General features: G+C 50.4%; 17 protein-coding genes and 1 tRNA gene. 12 read left to right on the forward strand and 6 right to left on the reverse strand.

Features of this window, described 5'->3' with window-relative positions; genetic code table 11:
- The first annotated feature begins 6 nt into the window (after positions 1 to 6).
- From fdxH to fdhE, 3 genes are read left to right on the forward strand one after another with little or no spacing between them, the layout of a single operon-like run.
- Positions 7 to 912, forward strand: coding sequence for a formate dehydrogenase subunit beta (gene fdxH / locus MNO13_RS01305; RefSeq protein ID WP_232887125.1), 906 nt, complete (start codon positions 7 to 9; stop codon positions 910 to 912).
- On the forward strand, positions 909 to 1,544 hold the full coding sequence (gene fdoI / locus MNO13_RS01310) for a formate dehydrogenase cytochrome b556 subunit (protein ID WP_064542693.1): 636 nt from the start codon (positions 909 to 911) through the stop codon (positions 1,542 to 1,544). The genes fdxH and fdoI overlap by 4 nt, the downstream gene beginning before the upstream one ends.
- On the forward strand, positions 1,541 to 2,470 hold the full coding sequence (gene fdhE, locus MNO13_RS01315) for a formate dehydrogenase accessory protein FdhE (protein WP_064542696.1): 930 nt from the start codon (positions 1,541 to 1,543) through the stop codon (positions 2,468 to 2,470). The genes fdoI and fdhE overlap by 4 nt, the downstream gene beginning before the upstream one ends.
- Before the next feature lie 33 nt (positions 2,471 to 2,503).
- Here fdhE and MNO13_RS01320 read toward each other — a convergent pair whose 3' ends face one another.
- Together MNO13_RS01320 and MNO13_RS01325 are read right to left on the reverse strand one after the other, a co-directional pair.
- A complete protein-coding gene (locus MNO13_RS01320) occupies positions 2,504 to 2,836 on the reverse strand; it encodes a type II toxin-antitoxin system PemK/MazF family toxin (protein ID WP_064542699.1) in 333 nt (110 codons plus the stop codon).
- On the reverse strand, positions 2,837 to 3,112 hold the full coding sequence (locus MNO13_RS01325; RefSeq protein ID WP_208856718.1) for an AbrB/MazE/SpoVT family DNA-binding domain-containing protein: 276 nt from the start codon (positions 3,110 to 3,112) through the stop codon (positions 2,837 to 2,839). It abuts the gene before it with no gap.
- Between the two features lie 261 nt (positions 3,113 to 3,373).
- On the opposite strand from MNO13_RS01325, the gene MNO13_RS01330 reads away from it, so the two are divergent.
- Positions 3,374 to 4,288, forward strand: coding sequence for an alpha/beta hydrolase (locus MNO13_RS01330; protein ID WP_241939451.1), 915 nt, complete (start codon positions 3,374 to 3,376; stop codon positions 4,286 to 4,288).
- A gap of 46 nt (positions 4,289 to 4,334) precedes the next feature.
- Here the strand turns inward: MNO13_RS01330 and MNO13_RS01335 are convergent, their stop codons facing one another.
- Positions 4,335 to 4,556 carry a YgdI/YgdR family lipoprotein gene (locus MNO13_RS01335; RefSeq protein ID WP_121814742.1) on the reverse strand — a complete coding sequence of 74 codons (222 nt, stop codon included), beginning with the start codon at positions 4,554 to 4,556 and terminating at the stop codon, positions 4,335 to 4,337.
- Between the two features lie 183 nt (positions 4,557 to 4,739).
- On the opposite strand from MNO13_RS01335, the gene MNO13_RS01340 reads away from it, so the two are divergent.
- The gene (locus MNO13_RS01340; RefSeq protein ID WP_241939452.1) at positions 4,740 to 5,300 is read left to right on the forward strand and encodes a Fic family protein; all 561 of its coding nucleotides are present in this window, start codon (positions 4,740 to 4,742) and stop codon (positions 5,298 to 5,300) included.
- A gap of 59 nt (positions 5,301 to 5,359) precedes the next feature.
- On the opposite strand, the gene MNO13_RS01345 is transcribed toward MNO13_RS01340, so the two are convergent.
- On the reverse strand, positions 5,360 to 5,890 hold the full coding sequence (locus MNO13_RS01345; protein WP_241939453.1) for a hypothetical protein: 531 nt from the start codon (positions 5,888 to 5,890) through the stop codon (positions 5,360 to 5,362).
- Between the two features lie 131 nt (positions 5,891 to 6,021).
- On the opposite strand from MNO13_RS01345, the gene MNO13_RS01350 reads away from it, so the two are divergent.
- From MNO13_RS01350 to MNO13_RS01360, 3 genes are all read left to right on the forward strand, one after another.
- Positions 6,022 to 6,219, forward strand: a complete 198-nt coding sequence (locus MNO13_RS01350) for a toxin-antitoxin system HicB family antitoxin (protein ID WP_241939454.1) — start codon at positions 6,022 to 6,024, stop codon at positions 6,217 to 6,219.
- A 178-nt stretch (positions 6,220 to 6,397) separates the two neighbouring features.
- On the forward strand, positions 6,398 to 7,339 hold the full coding sequence (locus MNO13_RS01355) for a HipA domain-containing protein (protein ID WP_241939455.1): 942 nt from the start codon (positions 6,398 to 6,400) through the stop codon (positions 7,337 to 7,339).
- An 18-nt stretch (positions 7,340 to 7,357) separates the two neighbouring features.
- A complete protein-coding gene (locus MNO13_RS01360) occupies positions 7,358 to 8,089 on the forward strand; it encodes an HIRAN domain-containing protein (RefSeq protein ID WP_241939456.1) in 732 nt (243 codons plus the stop codon).
- Positions 8,090 to 8,125: 36 nt separating this feature from the next.
- Here MNO13_RS01360 and MNO13_RS01365 read toward each other — a convergent pair.
- Positions 8,126 to 8,220, reverse strand: a tRNA-Sec gene (locus tag MNO13_RS01365).
- Positions 8,221 to 8,561: 341 nt separating this feature from the next.
- Between MNO13_RS01365 and yicI the strand changes: the two genes are divergently transcribed.
- A complete protein-coding gene (gene yicI / locus MNO13_RS01370; protein WP_241939457.1) occupies positions 8,562 to 10,886 on the forward strand; it encodes an alpha-xylosidase in 2,325 nt (774 codons plus the stop codon).
- A 503-nt stretch (positions 10,887 to 11,389) separates the two neighbouring features.
- On the opposite strand, the gene MNO13_RS01375 is transcribed toward yicI, so the two are convergent.
- Positions 11,390 to 11,983 carry a YhgN family NAAT transporter gene (locus tag MNO13_RS01375; protein WP_064542726.1) on the reverse strand — a complete coding sequence of 198 codons (594 nt, stop codon included), beginning with the start codon at positions 11,981 to 11,983 and terminating at the stop codon, positions 11,390 to 11,392.
- A 147-nt stretch (positions 11,984 to 12,130) separates the two neighbouring features.
- Here MNO13_RS01375 and asd point away from each other — a divergent pair, with 147 nt between their 5' ends.
- The 3 genes from asd (at position 12,131) to glgX (ending at position 17,664) form a co-directional block, all read left to right on the forward strand.
- Entirely contained in the window at positions 12,131 to 13,237 is a 1,107-nt protein-coding gene (asd, locus tag MNO13_RS01380; protein ID WP_064542728.1) for an aspartate-semialdehyde dehydrogenase, read from the forward strand.
- Positions 13,238 to 13,498: 261 nt separating this feature from the next.
- A complete protein-coding gene (gene glgB / locus MNO13_RS01385) occupies positions 13,499 to 15,685 on the forward strand; it encodes a 1,4-alpha-glucan branching enzyme (RefSeq protein ID WP_064542731.1) in 2,187 nt (728 codons plus the stop codon).
- On the forward strand, positions 15,682 to 17,664 hold the full coding sequence (glgX, locus tag MNO13_RS01390) for a glycogen debranching protein GlgX (RefSeq protein ID WP_064542734.1): 1,983 nt from the start codon (positions 15,682 to 15,684) through the stop codon (positions 17,662 to 17,664). Before glgB ends, glgX begins: the two co-directional genes overlap by 4 nt.
- Positions 17,665 to 17,666: the final 2 nt, after the last annotated feature.

Raw genomic sequence — 17,666 nt, forward strand, 5'->3', positions numbered from 1 at the left:
CGAATTATGGCTTATCAATCTCAGGACATCATCCGTCGTTCCGCCACCAATGGCCTCACACCCGCGCCACAAGCGCGGGATCACCAGCAAGAGGTTGCGAAACTTATCGACGTGACCACCTGCATCGGCTGCAAAGCCTGCCAGGTGGCCTGTTCGGAGTGGAACGATCTGCGCGATGAGATCGGCAGCAACGTCGGCGTTTACGATAACCCGGCAGATTTGACCGCCAAATCATGGACGGTGATGCGCTTCTCGGAAGTGGAACAAAACGACAAACTGGAATGGTTAATCCGCAAAGATGGCTGTATGCACTGCGCGGACCCAGGCTGCCTGAAAGCGTGTCCGGCTGAAGGCGCAATCATTCAGTATGCCAACGGTATTGTCGATTTCCAGTCTGAGCAGTGCATCGGCTGCGGTTACTGCATCGCCGGTTGTCCGTTCGACGTGCCGCGCCTGAACCCGGAGGACAACCGTGTCTACAAATGCACCCTGTGCGTAGACCGTGTGACCGTCGGCCAGGAGCCTGCCTGCGTGAAAACTTGCCCAACTGGTGCAATTCATTTCGGCTCGAAAGAGGATATGAAAAACCTGGCGGGTGAACGTGTGGCAGAGCTGAAAACGCGCGGTTATGACAACGCCGGATTGTACGACCCGGAAGGCGTTGGCGGCACACATGTTATGTATGTGCTGCACCATGCGGACAAGCCGACGTTGTATCACGGCCTGCCAGAGAACCCGTCCATCAGCCCAACCGTGAAATTCTGGAAAGGTGTCTGGAAGCCGCTCGCCGCTATTGGCTTTGCTGCAACCTTCGCCGCCAGCGTGTTCCACTATGTGGGGGTCGGCCCGAACCGTGCCGAAGAAGAGGACGATAACCTGCACCATGACGACGACGAGGTGCGCAAACCATGAAAAAACAAGTGACTATTCAGCGTTACAGCGCGCCTGAACGTATCAACCACTGGGTAACCGCCTTCTGCTTTATGCTGGCGGCCATCAGCGGGCTGGGGTTTTTCTTCCCCTCCTTTAACTGGTTAATGAACGTTCTGGGCACACCGCAACTGGCGCGCATTCTCCACCCGTTCGTCGGTGTGGTGATGTTTGCCTCGTTTATCATCATGTTTTTCCGTTACTGGCACCATAACCTCATCAATCGTGACGATATTTTCTGGGCGAAGAATATTCGCAAGATCGTCGTTAACGAAGAAGTGGGGGACACCGGGCGGTATAACTTCGGCCAGAAATGCGTGTTCTGGGCGGCGATTATCTTCCTGGTACTGTTGCTGGTGAGCGGCGTGATTATCTGGCGCCCTTACTTCGCGCCTGCATTCTCAATCCCGTTGATTCGCGTTGCCCTGTTGGTGCATTCATTTGCAGCAGTGGCACTGATTGTGGTTATTATGGTCCACATCTATGCCGCCCTTTGGGTGAAAGGCACGATTACCGCGATGGTGGAAGGCTGGGTCACCACGACCTGGGCCAAAAAACACCATCCGAAATGGTATCGTGAAGTTCGCCAAAAACAGGAAAAACGATCGGAATGAGTATTCGCATAATCCCGCAAGACCAGCTGGAGAAGAGCGATAAACGCACGGCGGAGATGATCCCGCCGTTGCTGTTCCCCAGGCTGAAAAATCTCTATAACCGCCGCGCTGAACGCCTGCTTGAGTTGGCGACCGATAATCCGCTGGGTGATTTCCTGCGCTTTGCTGCACTGATCGCCCACGCCCAGGAAGTGGTGCTGTACGACCACCCGCTGGAAATGGATTTAACGGCGCTGATTCAGAAGTCATCGGAAACCGGCAAGCCGCCGCTGGATATTCACGTTTTACCGCGTGATCCCCACTGGCAGCGCCTGCTGAATTCGTTGATTGCCGAGCTGAAACCAGAGATGAGCGGCCAGGCACTGGCAGTTATCGAAAACCTGGAAAAGGCGTCGACGCAAGAACTCGAAGAGATGGCGACCGCGCTGTTTAACGCTGATTTTGCGCTGGTAAGCAGTGATAAAGCCCCGTTCATTTGGGCGGCGTTATCGCTCTACTGGGCGCAAATGGCGAGCCTGATCCCAGGCCGTGCGAAAGCTGAATACGGTGAACAACGCCAGTTCTGCCCGGTTTGCGGCTCGATTCCTGTTTCCAGCGTGGTGCAGATTGGCGGCACCAGCGGCCTGCGTTATTTGCACTGCAACCTGTGCGAAACCGAATGGCATGTGGTGCGTATCAAATGCAGCAACTGCGAGCAAACCCGTGACCTGAACTACTGGTCGCTGGAAAGCGAACAGTCAGCGATTAAAGCGGAAAGCTGTGGCGACTGCGGCACTTACCTGAAGATTCTCTATCAGGAAAAAGATGCCAAAGTGGAAGCCGTGGCCGACGATTTAGCCTCGCTGGTGCTGGATGCGCGCATGGAGCAAGAAGGCTTTGCCCGCAGCAGCATCAATCCTTTCCTGTTCCCAGGGGAAGGCGAGTAAATGATGCAGTGGGATGCTTTGCATCCCACTGTGTTATTCGAAAAATACCTTAACTCTGGACAGCGCCTCTTCTGTGACTTCTTCAGGTGCTTTTTCAATGAAACGCATCTGTCTGGCCCGGAAATCGATTGATTTTACATGATGGCAAATGACAACTCCCCGGGTGTGAGTTTCTGTCAGATGTACTTCAAATGCATTGCCACGAACACGAGATGTTATTGGTGCCACAATCGCCATGCCAGCCTTGCGGCTAAATTCGACTGGTGACAATACTAGCGCAGGCCGAGTTTTGGCTTGCTCGTGACCAGCGGCAGGATCAAAATCGAGCCACACTACATCGCCTCTATCAGGCATATAAAGACTCACCTAATCGATCTCCTTGCCAACAGGAGGAGAATTCAGCCATTCACGGTCTTCATCATCAAGCTCGAAACTTCCTTCGGGTGATTGGGCCAGTAACTCACTTAGCGTGTATATCGGCTTTGCGACCCGCAACATAATTCCTCCCTCAACGGCTTCAATATCCACTTTGTCACCTATTCTCATCCCAGCTTTCTCCAGAACAGCTGCAGGAATAATGGCCCCTGCGGAATTACCCCATTTACGAATCAGCGTTTTCACCATGATTACCAAATTAAACAATGTTTAAACTCATCTTAACACGATGGGTAAATCGCACAATGTTTAGCCATCTACATTATTTACGGTATCTAATGTTGTTTTGTGAATGAGCTTGCTGGGTACTATAAACCGCAAAAAGCGTACGGTTATCTGTTTTTTCCTGGTAGTTTTCATTTGTTCGAGGCGCTTTCCAGAATGCTGAAATAGTGAAAAAACTCGGTTCACGCGATCCCATAAATGCGATATAACTGTTCATCTATACAGCATAAAAGGAATTCCGCTATGTCCCTCGAACCCGCAATCGCCGGGCTGGTTGATGAATTCATCGACTCTGGCCGCCCTTCTTCACGCCAACAAACTTTTGCCGAACGCCGGGCTGGGTATATCGCCAGCACTGTTTTAGCGGGTGAAACGGAAACCCGAGTCGACGTGAAAGATATCAGCCTTAATGGCTGCACGTTACGCATATTTTCCCCGCTAAATGCGACCGGATCGCTTCCAGCCGTGATCTATTACCACGGTGGTTGTTTTGTTAGCGGTGGGTTTGAAACCCATGACAATCAGTTACGCCAGCTTTGCTATTACAGTGGTTGCCGGGTGATTGCCGTTCAGTATCGCGTGGCACCAGAGCACACTTATCCGGCAGCGCATGATGATGCTGAGCGTGCAGCGGACGCTATCTGGCAAGCGGCTGAACAGCTGGAAGTAGATCGTGAACGAGTAACGCTAGCGGGCGACAGCGCTGGTGGACATATTGCCCTGGTGACGGCCCTGCGCCTGAAAAGTGCGGGAAACTGGTTGCCTGCGCGGCTGATGTTGATTTACCCGATGCTGGACGCGACGGCGGAATCTGTCAGCTATCAGGAAAATGGCTACGACTACATCATTACCCGCGATACGCTGCTTTCAGGTTACGAAGCCTATATGGCCGATCTTGACCCAATGGATGATGAAGCCAGCCCGTTATTTCGTGAAGATTTTGCAGGCCTGCCACCGGTGCATATCATCACCGCTGAATACGACCCACTTCGCAATGAAGGTGAGGTCTTGCATGAGTGCCTGATGGATCAAGGCGTTGAGTCCACCTGCCAACGCTATCTTGGCGTGATCCACGGCTTCTTCCAGCTTGGTGGTATCAGCCAGGCAGCGCGCGACGCCATGCGTGATGTTGCGTGGCGGGTAGGTCAAGCACGCTAAGACGAGATACCAGTCAGCATGGGCTGGCTGGTATCTGCACAGCAAATCAGTCCTTCTTAATCATCTGCACGATTTGCTCGTCATTAATCTGGCGTTCGTTACCTTGCGCATCGGTGTAACTAATCAGGCCGGTATCTTTATCCACCTGCGGTTTCCCTTGCGTCACAATCATGTCACCGGTTTTAGTCGACATCACATAGTCACTTGAACAAGCAGTAGCAGACAACGCAACGCCGCTTAACAACAAAATTTTCATCAACTTATTCATGCAGAAATATCCCTTTAATAGTGAACCAGAATAGTACCTGTTGAGAGTAAGACAGAATGTTAAGGTGTATTACGAAGGGTTTATTTCTGGACTGATTGCGAGGCATTTTTAGGGCGGATAAGCGCAGCGTCATCCACCGTTTTTTGGCGGGTGGCGCTGCGCTTAACCGCCCTGGGAAAACTAGTGAATTCCTGGAACCGCTTCGCCGCTAGTCATTGCCAGTCCACCATCGGTACGAACAAAACGCGGTGTTTTCAAATCCTCGACCAGAACGTTTTCACCAAATCTGGAATGGAGCCTCCTTCTCCGGAGGATGTCTTTGCTAATGCGTTAAGTGCCGCGCACAACTTAACGCATAGCGGCTCTGACTTAACGCATAGCGAGCTCAACTTAACGGATAGTCATCAGGGAAGAGATGGGAATGGCCGCTTTATCCATGAGCTTCTTGATAAGCCATTTATTGATGATCTTGAAGTATTAAATGCAGAGTTCCGAGCATGTCTTGAAGATCTTACAGCGCCATCCAGAGAGCATCGACGCTTGGATACGGAAGTCATGAAAGAACTACTTATGGACTTGTGTAACGGACATTACTTGTCAGTATCAGTAATGGAGATATTACTGGGACGTAAGGCTCAAAGCATACGTCAGAATTACTTAAAACCCATGGTGGACGCAAAGCAACTGAAGCTAGCGTTTCCTAATAAGCCTAATTCACCCAAACAGGGATATACATTAAGCTAGCCTGCATTCTGGATACCCCACAACACTAACTGAAATTGTGGGGTTCTTCCTGACGATACTTAGTGAATGCCCGGCAACGCTTCACCGTTAATCATCACCAGCCCGCCATCTGTTTGCACAAAGCGCGGAGCTTTTAAATCCTCGACCAGAACGTTGATCAACTCGAATAATAATCCGGTGATGTGTTCGCTTTGTTCCGGCGACTGCTGGCGCTGCAACAAGAGCATGACTAACGCAGCGCAGTATTCGCGCAGGGTTTCAGAATCGGTAGAAAGCGCGCCGCGATAATTATCGGGTTCTGCCACATCCACCGTCAGGCGTTCGATTAGATGGGCTGGTAGCGGCGCTTTAAGCGCGAACTTCAACATTTCCAGTGCTGCATACAAACGCCCACAAAGCGCCATACATTCGGTGTTGTCGTCGTTTTCAATCAGCGCATTAACATAATGCTGGCAGGCGTCGAGCACCTGGAAGAGATCATGTGTGGCGCCGAGCGGGGTTTTTAATAGCGCTGTGATTGCGGATTCAGTAACTGGTTGTGTGTATGCGGTTTCAAGGGGATTGGTTGTGATAGTATTCGTGTTAGCCATGCCGTTAACTCCATTAACGTTTGTGGTTAAACGCCTCGGTAGTGTTCCTAGCACTATTGGGGCGTTGCTCAATTAAATATCGCCAAAGTGTACGTACGATATGGATATCATACTGAGGAGAACTCACCTACATGTCAACTATCAAACATGACAAAAGCCCGAAGGGAAATGGTCTTTCTCCAACATTTCAGATCCGCATCACACCGGAACTGAAAGCTCAATTTGAAGTTGCAGCGAAAGATGCAGGCATGAGTTTGGGTAATTGGCTGAAAGAGCTTGGGAGGAAGGAGTTGGAGCATTTAGTGACTAAAAATATGAAGAAGGAGTAACTTTAACTATAAATATTATATCTTCGACTATTAGTCGTATTGCATTCATTTTGCTAACACTCTCGCAACTTTCATATTAATAAAAATAATTGTTTACAGTAATTCATCAAGTGACTATATTAATCATATTATTTACAAATATCTTATTTTGTCTGCATTTTTAAACTATGAAGGTTATATGGAATATAACATTATAGATATATCTGAGTTTGAAATAGAAGAGTTTGAGCAACTGGGGACAAAATCAAAATTTTGGTATGAAGATAATAATGGCGACTCCTACTTGTTTAAATCTATAAAAACACAGAACAAAGCCATGGAAGATGTTTTTCGATACGGAGAGGATTGGGCTGAGAAAATTGCCAGTGAATTAGCTGAGTTACTTGGTATACCACATGCGAAATATGAATTAGCAACTTATAATGGGATGGATGGTGTAATTAGCCCTAACTTTATTTTAGGAAAAGGTGAGCGACTTTCCACTGGTAATGAATTAATTGAAAGGATGAATGCTACATCATCAACTGAAAATGATAGCATTCAAAGAATAACTCGTGTTTTTACAATAATGGAACGGATAATAAAAAGGAAGCCTATTGGTTTTAAGGAGTTAGATAAGATTAAAACAGCAAGTGATTTTTTTGTTGGGTATCTGATGTTAGATAGTTTGATTTCGAACCAAGATCGTCATGTAGAAAACTGGGGAATGATTGAGACGGATAAAGCGACAACTCACTTAGCACCTTCTTTTGACCACGCCGCTAGTTTAGGGCGCAATGAAAGTGATGAAAAACGAAGAATTAGATTGGATACAAATGATATTGGGAGAAGTGTAGAAACCTATGTATTAAAAGCAAAATCTCATTTTTACAACACGAGTAATAGCAGGCTAAAAATACTGCAAGCATTTGAAAATTCTGCTAGAATAAATCCAAGTGCGGCAATGGCATGGTTAGAAAGATTAAGTGATTTGGAGGATTCGATGATTTATCAAGTAATTAGTAGAGTCCCTGAAGAAAGAATGTCATTTACTGCAAAACAGTTTGCATATGAAATAATACGATGTAATAAAAATAATTTATTGAAATTAAAGAAGGAAATTAATACTTTCATCGTTTGATAAAATTGGTGTATTAATATGAAAAGTGTATTTGTTATTTGGCAGGATCGAGATGATAGAATGTGGCATCCTGTAGCCAAATTAACCACTATGGATGATGATAGTTACAAATTAAATTATACGAATGGTGCGAAGCATCCTCGATTTGTAGCATTTCCGCGAATGACTGATTTAGATAAAGAATATAAATCAAATACTCTATTTCCATTTTTTAAAAATAGAATCATGCCAGAAAGAAGACCGGAATATTCTAGTATGTTAGAATGGACTGGTTTAGAAAATGAAGATTTTGACCCATTGTCTTTACTTGCCATTTCAGGCGGCGCTAGGAAAACAGACAATTTTAGAATCATTAGCATTCCAGAAAATCAGAATGGAACATATGAGTTTAAGTTTTTTGTCAGTGGGGTTAGATATTTAGATTTGATTGAGAAAAGTGTAATCGAAAATTTGTTGCCTGGGCAAGGATTAGGGTATGCCCATGATGATGAGAATAAAAATGATGGGGATGCAATTATTCTTTTAAATAAAAAAAATTCCATTAAGATCGGTTATTATCCAAGGTACTTAAACAAAGATTTTAGAAAGTTAGAAAATTTAAATTTATTCACATCAAAGATTAGTATCTTTGTAGTTAAAGTTAACATTGCTGCACCAGAGCAATATCGACTTCTATGCAAAATGACAACCTCTTGGCCAGATGGTTTTGAACCTTTCAGGTCATTAGAGTATTTTGATTATTCTAACTAGAAATTATTGATTAGATTTGACAATAGCAGCAAAAAATGGCGGAAGATCACAGGAGTTGAACCTGCCCGGCACCGCTGGCGGCACCAACTGGATTTGAAGTCCAGCCGCCTCACCGGAGACGACGATCTTCCTTGCCTCGATTGCTACATGGAGGCGGTGCGCAGTATACCCAGTTTTTCCCCCTTACCAAACAATGCTTTCCCCTTTACCCCATGATTCTTCTGAAACTATTAGCCAGATCAATCAAACCGCGCGAAAAACACCCATTCCTTAAATCTTAGTCTGCTAAGAGAGCGACTCCGCTCACACTTATCAAGAAACATAATCTGATAACCAGAAATTAGAATTCATCGTCCGTCCCCGATGCTTTACAACCTTTGATATCGAATTTTTCACATTCATTTTTGAAGGTGCGCACCAGACCCACGGGCACACCGTTTCCAAAAAATTCAGCATTGAAAAGGACGGCATAATGAAAATTAGTGACGGTAACTGGCTTATCCAGCCCGGTTTAGCGCTTATCCACCCGGTGCAAGTGTTTGATGTGGAACAGCAGGGTAATGAGATGGTGGTGTATGCAGGCATGAAGGATGTGCGCGAGCGGGGAAATCAGCTTGATACCCCACTGTTTACGTTACGCTTTTTCTCCCCGCAGGAAGGTGTGGTCGGCGTGCGTATCGAGCATTTCCAGGGCGCGGTGAATAACGGCCCGCATTATCCGCTGAACGTGTTGCACGACGTGAAAGTGTCGATGCAAAACACCGCTGAGTTTGCCGAGCTGAAAAGCGGCAATCTGGCGGTGCGTGTCACCAAAGGCGTTGAATGGGCGCTGGATTTCCTGCGCGATGGCGTGCGCATCACCGGCAGTGCGGTGAAAAATAACGGTTATGTGCAGGATGCTAACAGCGGCAACACGTACATGTTCGAGCGCCTGGATTTGAGCGTTGGCGAAACGGTTTATGGTCTGGGCGAGCGTTTTACCGCGCTGGTGAAAAACGGCCAGACGGTGGAAACCTGGAACCGCGATGGCGGCACCAGCACCGAGCAATCTTACAAAAACATTCCTTTCTACCTCACCAACCGTGGCTACGGCGTGCTGGTGAATCATCCGGAATGTGTCTCCTTTGAAGTTGGTTCCGAAAAAGTCTCTAAAGTGCAGTTCAGCGTGGCAGGTGAATATCTCGAATACTTCGTGATTGACGGCCCAACGCCGAAAGCGGTTCTCGACCGTTATACCCGCTTCACTGGCCGCCCGGCGCTGCCGCCAGCGTGGTCGTTTGGCCTGTGGCTCACCACTTCCTTTACCACCAACTACGACGAAGCGACGGTGAATAGTTTTATCGACGGCATGGCCGAACGTAACCTGCCGCTGCACGTGTTCCACTTCGACTGCTTCTGGATGAAAGCCTTCCAGTGGTGTGATTTCGAGTGGGACCCGGTGACCTTCCCCGATCCTGAAGGCATGTTGAAACGCCTGAAAGCGCGTGGTCTGAAAATCTGCGTGTGGATTAACCCGTACATCGGCCAGAAATCTCCGCTGTTCCGCGAAGGGATGGAAAAAGGCTATCTGCTCAAACGCCCGAACGGCGCGGTGTGGCAGTGGGATAAATGGCAGCCAGGCCAGGCGATTGTTGATTTCACCAATCCGGCGGCTTGCGACTGGTACGCAGGCCATCTGAAACGCCTGGTGCGCATGGGTGTGGATTGCTTCAAAACTGACTTCGGCGAGCGCATCCCAACCGATGTGGTGTGGCACGATGGCTCCGACCCGCAGAAAATGCACAACCATTACGCGTTCATTTATAACGAGCTGGTGTGGAACGTGCTCAAGCAGGAACTGGGCGACGAAGAAGCCGTACTGTTTGCCCGTTCGGCCTCCGTTGGCGCACAACAATTCCCGGTTCACTGGGGCGGCGACTGCTATGCCAACTATGAGTCAATGGCAGAAAGCCTGCGCGGTGGTTTGTCGCTCGGCATGTCTGGTTTTGGTTTCTGGAGCCACGATATTGGCGGCTTCGAAAATACCGCTCCGGCGCATGTTTATAAACGCTGGTGCGCATTCGGGCTGCTTTCCAGCCACAGCCGCCTGCATGGCAGCAAATCCTACCGTGTGCCATGGGCGTATGACGACGAAGCTTGCGATGTGGTGCGCCACTTCACGCAGTTGAAATCGCGCATGATGCCGTATCTGTATCGCCAGGCGGCGCAGGCTGCGGAATGCGGTACGCCGATGATGCGCGCCATGATGCTGGAGTTCCCGGACGATCCGGGCTGCGATTATCTCGATCGCCAGTACATGTTGGGCGAGTCAGTGATGGTTGCGCCGGTGTTCTCTGAGGCGGGCGACGTGCAGTTCTATCTGCCAGAAGGGCGCTGGACGCATCTGCTCAACAACCAGCAAGCGCAAGGTAGCCGCTGGCATAAAGAGCAGCATGATTTCCAGAGCCTGCCGGTTTATGTGCGAGACAATACGCTGTTGGCGCTGGGTAATAATGACCAGAAACCAGATTACGCGTGGCACGAAGGCACCGCTTTCCAGCTGTTTAACCTGGACGATGGCCGCGAGGCGATTTGTGAAGTCCCGGCGGCAGACGGTTCGGTTGTCTTCACGCTGAAGGTGCGTCGCGAAGGCAATACGCTGGCGGTACAAAGCGCAGGCCAGGCGAAAGACTGGACGCTGTGTCTGCGTAATATCGGCAGTGTGAAAGGCGTGAAGCAAGGCAAGAGTGCAGCGGGTGAACACGGTGTGGTGATTACACCGGATTCGTACGAGGCGGGATTGGTTATCGAGCTTTAATGTTTGTGGCGGGGGCGCTTGCGCTTGCCCGCCCTACAATTAACTCTCTCCCTGAGGGCTGTCAGCCCCGCAGGTTTTCCGTTCACCCGTGCGTTCAGTTATCTCTGTAATTCCCGCAAACGGTGCGATCGAAGCCGGGAACAAGGTCAAAACCGCTCTGGCTTATGACTTTGACCTTGAATTTCGGGTCCGGCTTAAATCGCCTCCATTTTGACTCCAGGTGGCAGGGTCCAGCCGTCGGGAACGGCTGGAGGGCGCGATCGTCGGGAACGAATCGCAACTGACCCTGACACGGAGGCTAAATGGAGGTTTACCGCTTGCGGCGATTTATTTGCCGGGAGTCCGGGTCCTTAGGGTGGCGACGGTGGCCACCCTAAGACGTTCACCGGTTTCGTGGCGACATAAACATTCAATCGCCTGGTGAACGGAACCTTCTCCGAATTGGCAGGAACTGTTCTTCAAAGATGTGTACAAGAGACAGTTGGGGGAGAGGGGACGCAAGTTTATCCCTTCATCCACACCCGCAGGCCATCGAGGAACATCTGCGTTGCCAGCATCACCAGCACCAGGCCCATCAGGCGTTCCAGCGCATTCACGCCTTTCTCGCCCAGCAGGCGCAAGAACAGCGATGATTGCAGCAAAATCGCCACGGTACCGCCCCAGGCCAGCAGTAACGCGATCACTAAGTGGCCCATCTGATTCGGATACTGATGCGATAACAACATTAATGTCGCCAGCAGCGTCGGTCCGGCAACCAGCGGGATTGCCAGCGGCACGATAAACGGTTCTTCACCCGCAGGCAGGCCAGAGGCATTGCCTTCATGGCTTGGGAAAATCATTTTAATCGCAATCAGGAACAGAATAATCCCGCCGGATATGGAAACGCTTTCGGCGCGTAAGTTAAGGAATGCGAGAATTTTTTCCCCGGCGAATAAGAAAATCAGCATGATGATCAGCGCAATCAGCAGCTCGCGGATCATGATGGCGCGGCGGCGCTTTGGCTCGGTATGTTTGAGCACTGACATAAAGATCGGCAGGTTGCCCAGCGGGTCCATAATCAGGATTAACAGCACTGCCGCAGAAATGATTTCGGTCATGAATAATTGTCTCTAATAAGTTGTATTTCTAATCGCTTGCATATCATTGATTAATTTCACTTGCGACTTTGGCAGCATTTTGTAATGTGAAGGCTGTTTCCAATTAATGCACACAACGCACACATCTTCTTCGCAGGATTAGTCTCTATGAAAAATGTTGGTTTTATCGGTTGGCGCGGTATGGTCGGTTCCGTTCTCATGCAGCGCATGGTTGAGGAACGCGACTTTGACGCCATTCGTCCGGTTTTCTTCTCCACTTCTCAGCTCGGCCTCGCGGCCCCGTCTTTTGCAGGCCAGAATAATGGCACCCTGCAAGATGCTTATGACCTGGAAGCGTTGAAAGCGCTGGATATTATCATTACCTGCCAGGGCGGCGATTATACCAACGAAATCTATCCAAAGCTTCGTGAAAGCGGTTGGCAGGGTTACTGGATTGATGCCGCCTCTTCACTGCGTATGAAAGATGACGCCATCATCATTCTTGACCCAATTAACCAGCATGTCATTCAGGAAGGGCTGAACAACGGCGTCAAAACCTTTGTTGGCGGTAACTGTACCGTCAGCCTGATGCTGATGTCCCTCGGCGGCTTGTTTGCGAATGACCTGGTTGACTGGGTGTCTGTGGCGACTTATCAGGCAGCGTCCGGCGGCGGTGCGCGTCATATGCGTGAACTGCTGAGCCAGATGGGCCAACTGCATAATCACGTTGCGGCTGAACTGGCTGATCCTGCGTCTGCCATTCTGGACATCGAGCGCAAAGTGACTGACTTGACCCGTAGCGGCGGCCTGCCAACGGATAACTTTGGCGTGCCACTAGCAGGAAGCCTGATCCCGTGGATCGACAAGCAACTGGATAACGGCCAGACCCGCGAAGAGTGGAAAGGCCAGGCTGAGACTAACAAAATCCTCAACACCGGCACGATTATTCCAGTTGATGGCTTGTGTGTTCGCGTGGGCGCATTGCGCTGCCACAGCCAGGCATTCACCATCAAACTGAAGAAAGATGTCTCTCTGCCAACCATTGAAGCGATGCTTTCCGGGCATAACGAGTGGGCGAAAGTGGTGCCAAACGATCGCGAGATCACCATGCGCGAACTGACGCCTGCTGCCGTCACCGGCACGCTGACCACGCCAGTTGGACGCCTGCGTAAACTCAATATGGGCCCTGAATTCCTTTCAGCGTTCACCGTGGGTGACCAGCTTCTGTGGGGTGCTGCAGAACCGTTACGTAGAATGTTGCGTCTGCTCGCATAAGTACACTTGTTTACATAAGGGGCATTGCAGCCCCTTTTTTTTCGCGTCATACATGGAGCGTATGATCGTTATTAATTATTTTTCAGGAGTAAAACAGCGCGTTGGCTATGCTTTATTCAGGGCGGAAAAAACCGTCTTGATAGGTTGTTGGGCGGAGCAGCTTACAGGAGTTCATTTACGCTGCCCGTTGGGTCAATGATAACGTTATCCTGAGCGCGTAAGCGTAGCGTCAGGATAAGACAAAAAAACAGGACAAAATCCATGTCTGTTCATCCAGAAAAAGACGTGATAAATGCGCTAATTGCGGGTCACTTTGCTGATCCTTTTTCCTTGCTGGGAATGCATAAAACGGATGCCGGGCTGGAAGTGCGTGCCCTGTTACCTGACGCCACCGAAGTGTGGGTTATCGAACCAAAAACTGGGGGTAAGGTCGGTAAATTAGACTGCCTTGATTCGCGCGGTTTCTTTTGCGGGGTTATTCCCCGGCGTAAAAATCCATTCCGTTATCAACTGGCCGTCATGTGGCATGGCCATGAAAATCTTATTGATGATCCTTACCGCTTTGGGCCGCTAATCCAGGAAGTGGATAGTTGGCTGTTGTCCGAAGGCACGCATTTGCGTCCTTATGAAACTCTCGGTGCGCACGCCGACACGATGGATGGCGTCACCGGCACGCGTTTCTCCGTTTGGGCACCTAACGCCCGCCGTGTTTCCGTCGTTGGCCAGTTTAACTATTGGGACGGCCGTCGCCATCCGATGCGTTTACGCCGCGAAAGCGGGATCTGGGAACTCTTTATCCCTGGCGCTCACCCTGGGCAGTTATACAAATTCGAACTGATTGATACCGACGGGCATCTGCGCCTGAAGGCCGACCCGTATGCGTTTGAGTCGCAAATGCGCCCGGAAACGGCATCGCTGATTTGCGGGTTACCAGAAAAAACTACCCTTAGCCCAGCGCGCCAGCGCGCCAATGGCTTCGATCAGCCAATTTCAATTTACGAAGTGCATCTCGGGTCGTGGCGCCGCCACACTGACAATAATTTCTGGCTCAGTTACCGCGAACTGGCGGACCAACTGGTGCCGTACGTGAAAGAGATGGGCTTTACCCACCTCGAGCTGTTGCCGATTAACGAACACCCGTTCGATGGCAGTTGGGGTTACCAGCCACAAGGGCTGTATGCGCCGACGCGCCGTTTCGGCACGCGAGAAGACTTCCGTTACTTTATTAATGCCGCACATGCTGCGGGCTTAAACGTGTTGCTCGACTGGGTGCCAGGGCATTTCCCGACGGATGACGCCGGGCTTGCGAAATTCGATGGTACGTCGCTGTACGAACATGGCGACCCGCGCGAAGGCTATCACCAGGACTGGAACACGCTGATTTACAACTATGGGCGGCGTGAAGTCAGCAACTATCTGGTCGGCAATGGTCTGTACTGGATTGAGCGTTTCGGCATTGACGGTTTGCGCGTTGATGCGGTGGCGTCGATGATTTACCGCGATTACAGCCGCCAGCCAGGCGAGTGGATCCCCAACGATAAAGGCGGCCGTGAAAACCTCGAGGCGATCGAATTTTTGCGTAGCACCAACCGCATCATTGGCGAGCAAACGCCTGGTGCCGTGACCATGGCGGAAGAGTCGACCGACTTTGCGGGCGTGTCGCGTCCAGCGTCGATGGGCGGACTGGGTTTCTGGTTTAAATGGAACCTCGGCTGGATGCACGACACTCTCGACTACATGAAGCTTGACCCGGTGCATCGCCAGTATCATCACGACAAAATGACCTTCGGCATGTTGTACAACAGCACCGAAAACTTTGTCCTGCCGTTGTCGCACGATGAAGTGGTACACGGTAAAAAATCGATTCTCGACCGCATGCCTGGCGATGCCTGGCAAAAGTTTGCCAACTTGCGTGCTTATTACGGTTGGATGTGGGCCTTCCCTGGCAAGAAGTTGCTGTTTATGGGCAATGAGTTTGCTCAAGGGCGCGAGTGGAACCATGACAGCAGCCTCGACTGGCACTTGCTGGAAGGCGGCGACAACTGGCACCACGGCGTGAAACGTCTGGTGCGTGATTTGAACCGCACTTATCGCCAACATGCCGCGATGCACGAGCTGGATTTTGACAGTTACGGTTTCGAATGGCTGGTGGTGGAAGACAACGTTAACTCGGTATTTATCTTTGTGCGCCGCGACTCACAAGGTAATGAAATCATTGTCGCCAGCAACTTTACGCCGGTACCGCGTTACCACTATCGCTTCGGCATTAACCAGCCAGGACGCTGGCGTGAAGAACTGAATACTGACTCAATGCATTATCACGGCAGCAATGCCGGGAACAGCGGGGCGGTACACAGCGATGCCATTCCAAGCCACGGGCGCGATCACTCTTTAAGTTTGACGCTGCCACCGCTGTCGACCATTTGGCTGGTACGGGAGGCTGAATGACACAACTCAGCGCCGGGAATTCCGCGCCATACGGTTCATACTTCGATGGAAAAGGGGTGAACTTCACCCTGTTTTCTGCCAATGCTCATAAAGTCGAACTGTGTGTGTTCGACGAGCATGGTCACGAGCAACGTTACGATTTACCGGTGCGAACCGGTGACATCTGGCACGGCTATTTGCCCAACGCTAAACCTGGTCTGAAATACGGCTATCGTGTGCATGGGCCGTGGGAACCGCAAAACGGCCATCGTTTTAATCCGGCAAAATTGCTGCTCGACCCTTGTGCTCGCGTGGTAGTTGGCGGTGCAGCCGACCATCCGCATCTGCATGGCGGTTATGATGAACCCAACCTGGAAGATAGCGCTCCGCACATGGCGAAATGTGTGGTGGTGCAGGATAAATTCGACTGGGAAGACGATGTGCACCCACGAATCCCGTGGGGCGACACGGTAATTTACGAAGCCAATGTGCGTGGCCTGACACTGCTTCATCCTGGCATCCCGGAAGAGTTGCGGGGCACTTATGCCGCACTTGGTCATCCGGTGATGATTAACTATTTCAAACGCCTGGGGATTACGGCGCTTGAATTGTTGCCGGTGGCGCATTTTGTCACCGAGCCACGCATCGCCCATTTAGGGCTCAGTAATTATTGGGGCTATAACCCCCGTGCGCTGTACGCCGCCGAAGGTTATTACGCGGTAAATCAAGATCCACTGGTGGCCGCCAATGAGCTACGGGGGGCTGTAAAAGCACTGCACGAAGCGGGCATTGAGGTCATTCTCGATATTGTTCTGAACCACAGTGCTGAGCTGGACCGCGATGGCCCAACCCTCTCACTGAGCGGAATCGACAACCGTAGCTATTATTGGTTAATGGAAAACGGTGATTACCAGAACTGGACAGGTTGCGGTAACACGTTGAATTTGAGCACGCCGGGCGTGGTCGCTCAGATGGTGGATTGTCTCCGTTATTGGGTCGATAGCTGCCATATCGATGGTTTTCGCTTTGATTTAGCTTCGGTCATGGGGCGTACGCCGGAGTTCCGGCAGGATGCTCCGTTGTTCGAAGCGATAAAAAACGATCCTGTTTTGTCGCAAATAAAACTGATTGCTGAACCGTGGGATATTGGCGCGGGAGGTTATCAGGTGGGGAACTATCCGCCGCTATTTGCGGAATGGAATGACCATTTTCGTGACGGCATGCGGCGTTTCTGGCTGCGACAAGATCTATCGTTGGGGGGATTCGCTTGCCGCTTTGCTGGTTCAAGCGATGTCTACCGTCGTGGAGAGCGCAAGCCTTCAACCAGTGTCAATTTAATCACTGCCCACGACGGCTTCACGCTGCGTGATTGTGTCAGCTTCAATCAAAAACATAACGAAGCGAACGGCGAAGATAACCGCGATGGCACTAATAATAACTACAGCAATAACTATGGTTTCGAAGGACTGGAAGCTTCACTGAATATCAAAGAGCGGCGGCGCGACAGCGTGCACGCCTTGCTCACATTGTTACTGCTTTCTCAGGGAACGCCGATGCTGTTGGCTGGTGATGAACATGGCCACAGCCAGCACGGCAACAATAATGCTTATTGTCAGGACAACCAACTGACCTGGCTTGATTGGGAACACTGTAACGATGGCTTAACCACATTTACCGCGGCATTGATTCATCTACGCAAGACGATTCCGGCACTAACCCGAAATCTCTGGTGGGAGGAAGGTGATGACAATGTTCGCTGGTGGAATAAAGAGGCTCAGCCTCTGAGTGCTGACGAGTGGGAAAACGGGGTTCATCGCCTGCAAATCCAACTTTCTGAACGTTGGCTCATTACGATTAACGCGACCGAAGAGTTGGCTGACATCGTACTACCCGAAGGGGAATGGCGAGCCATTCCTCCGTTTGCCGGTGAAGACAACCCGGTGGTGATGGCTGTATGGCATGGTCCTGCGCACGGAGTCTGCGTATTCCAGAAGTCATAAAA

This window comes from Buttiauxella ferragutiae, assembly GCF_022637515.1.
Classification (GTDB): Bacteria; Pseudomonadota; Gammaproteobacteria; order Enterobacterales; family Enterobacteriaceae; genus Buttiauxella; species Buttiauxella ferragutiae.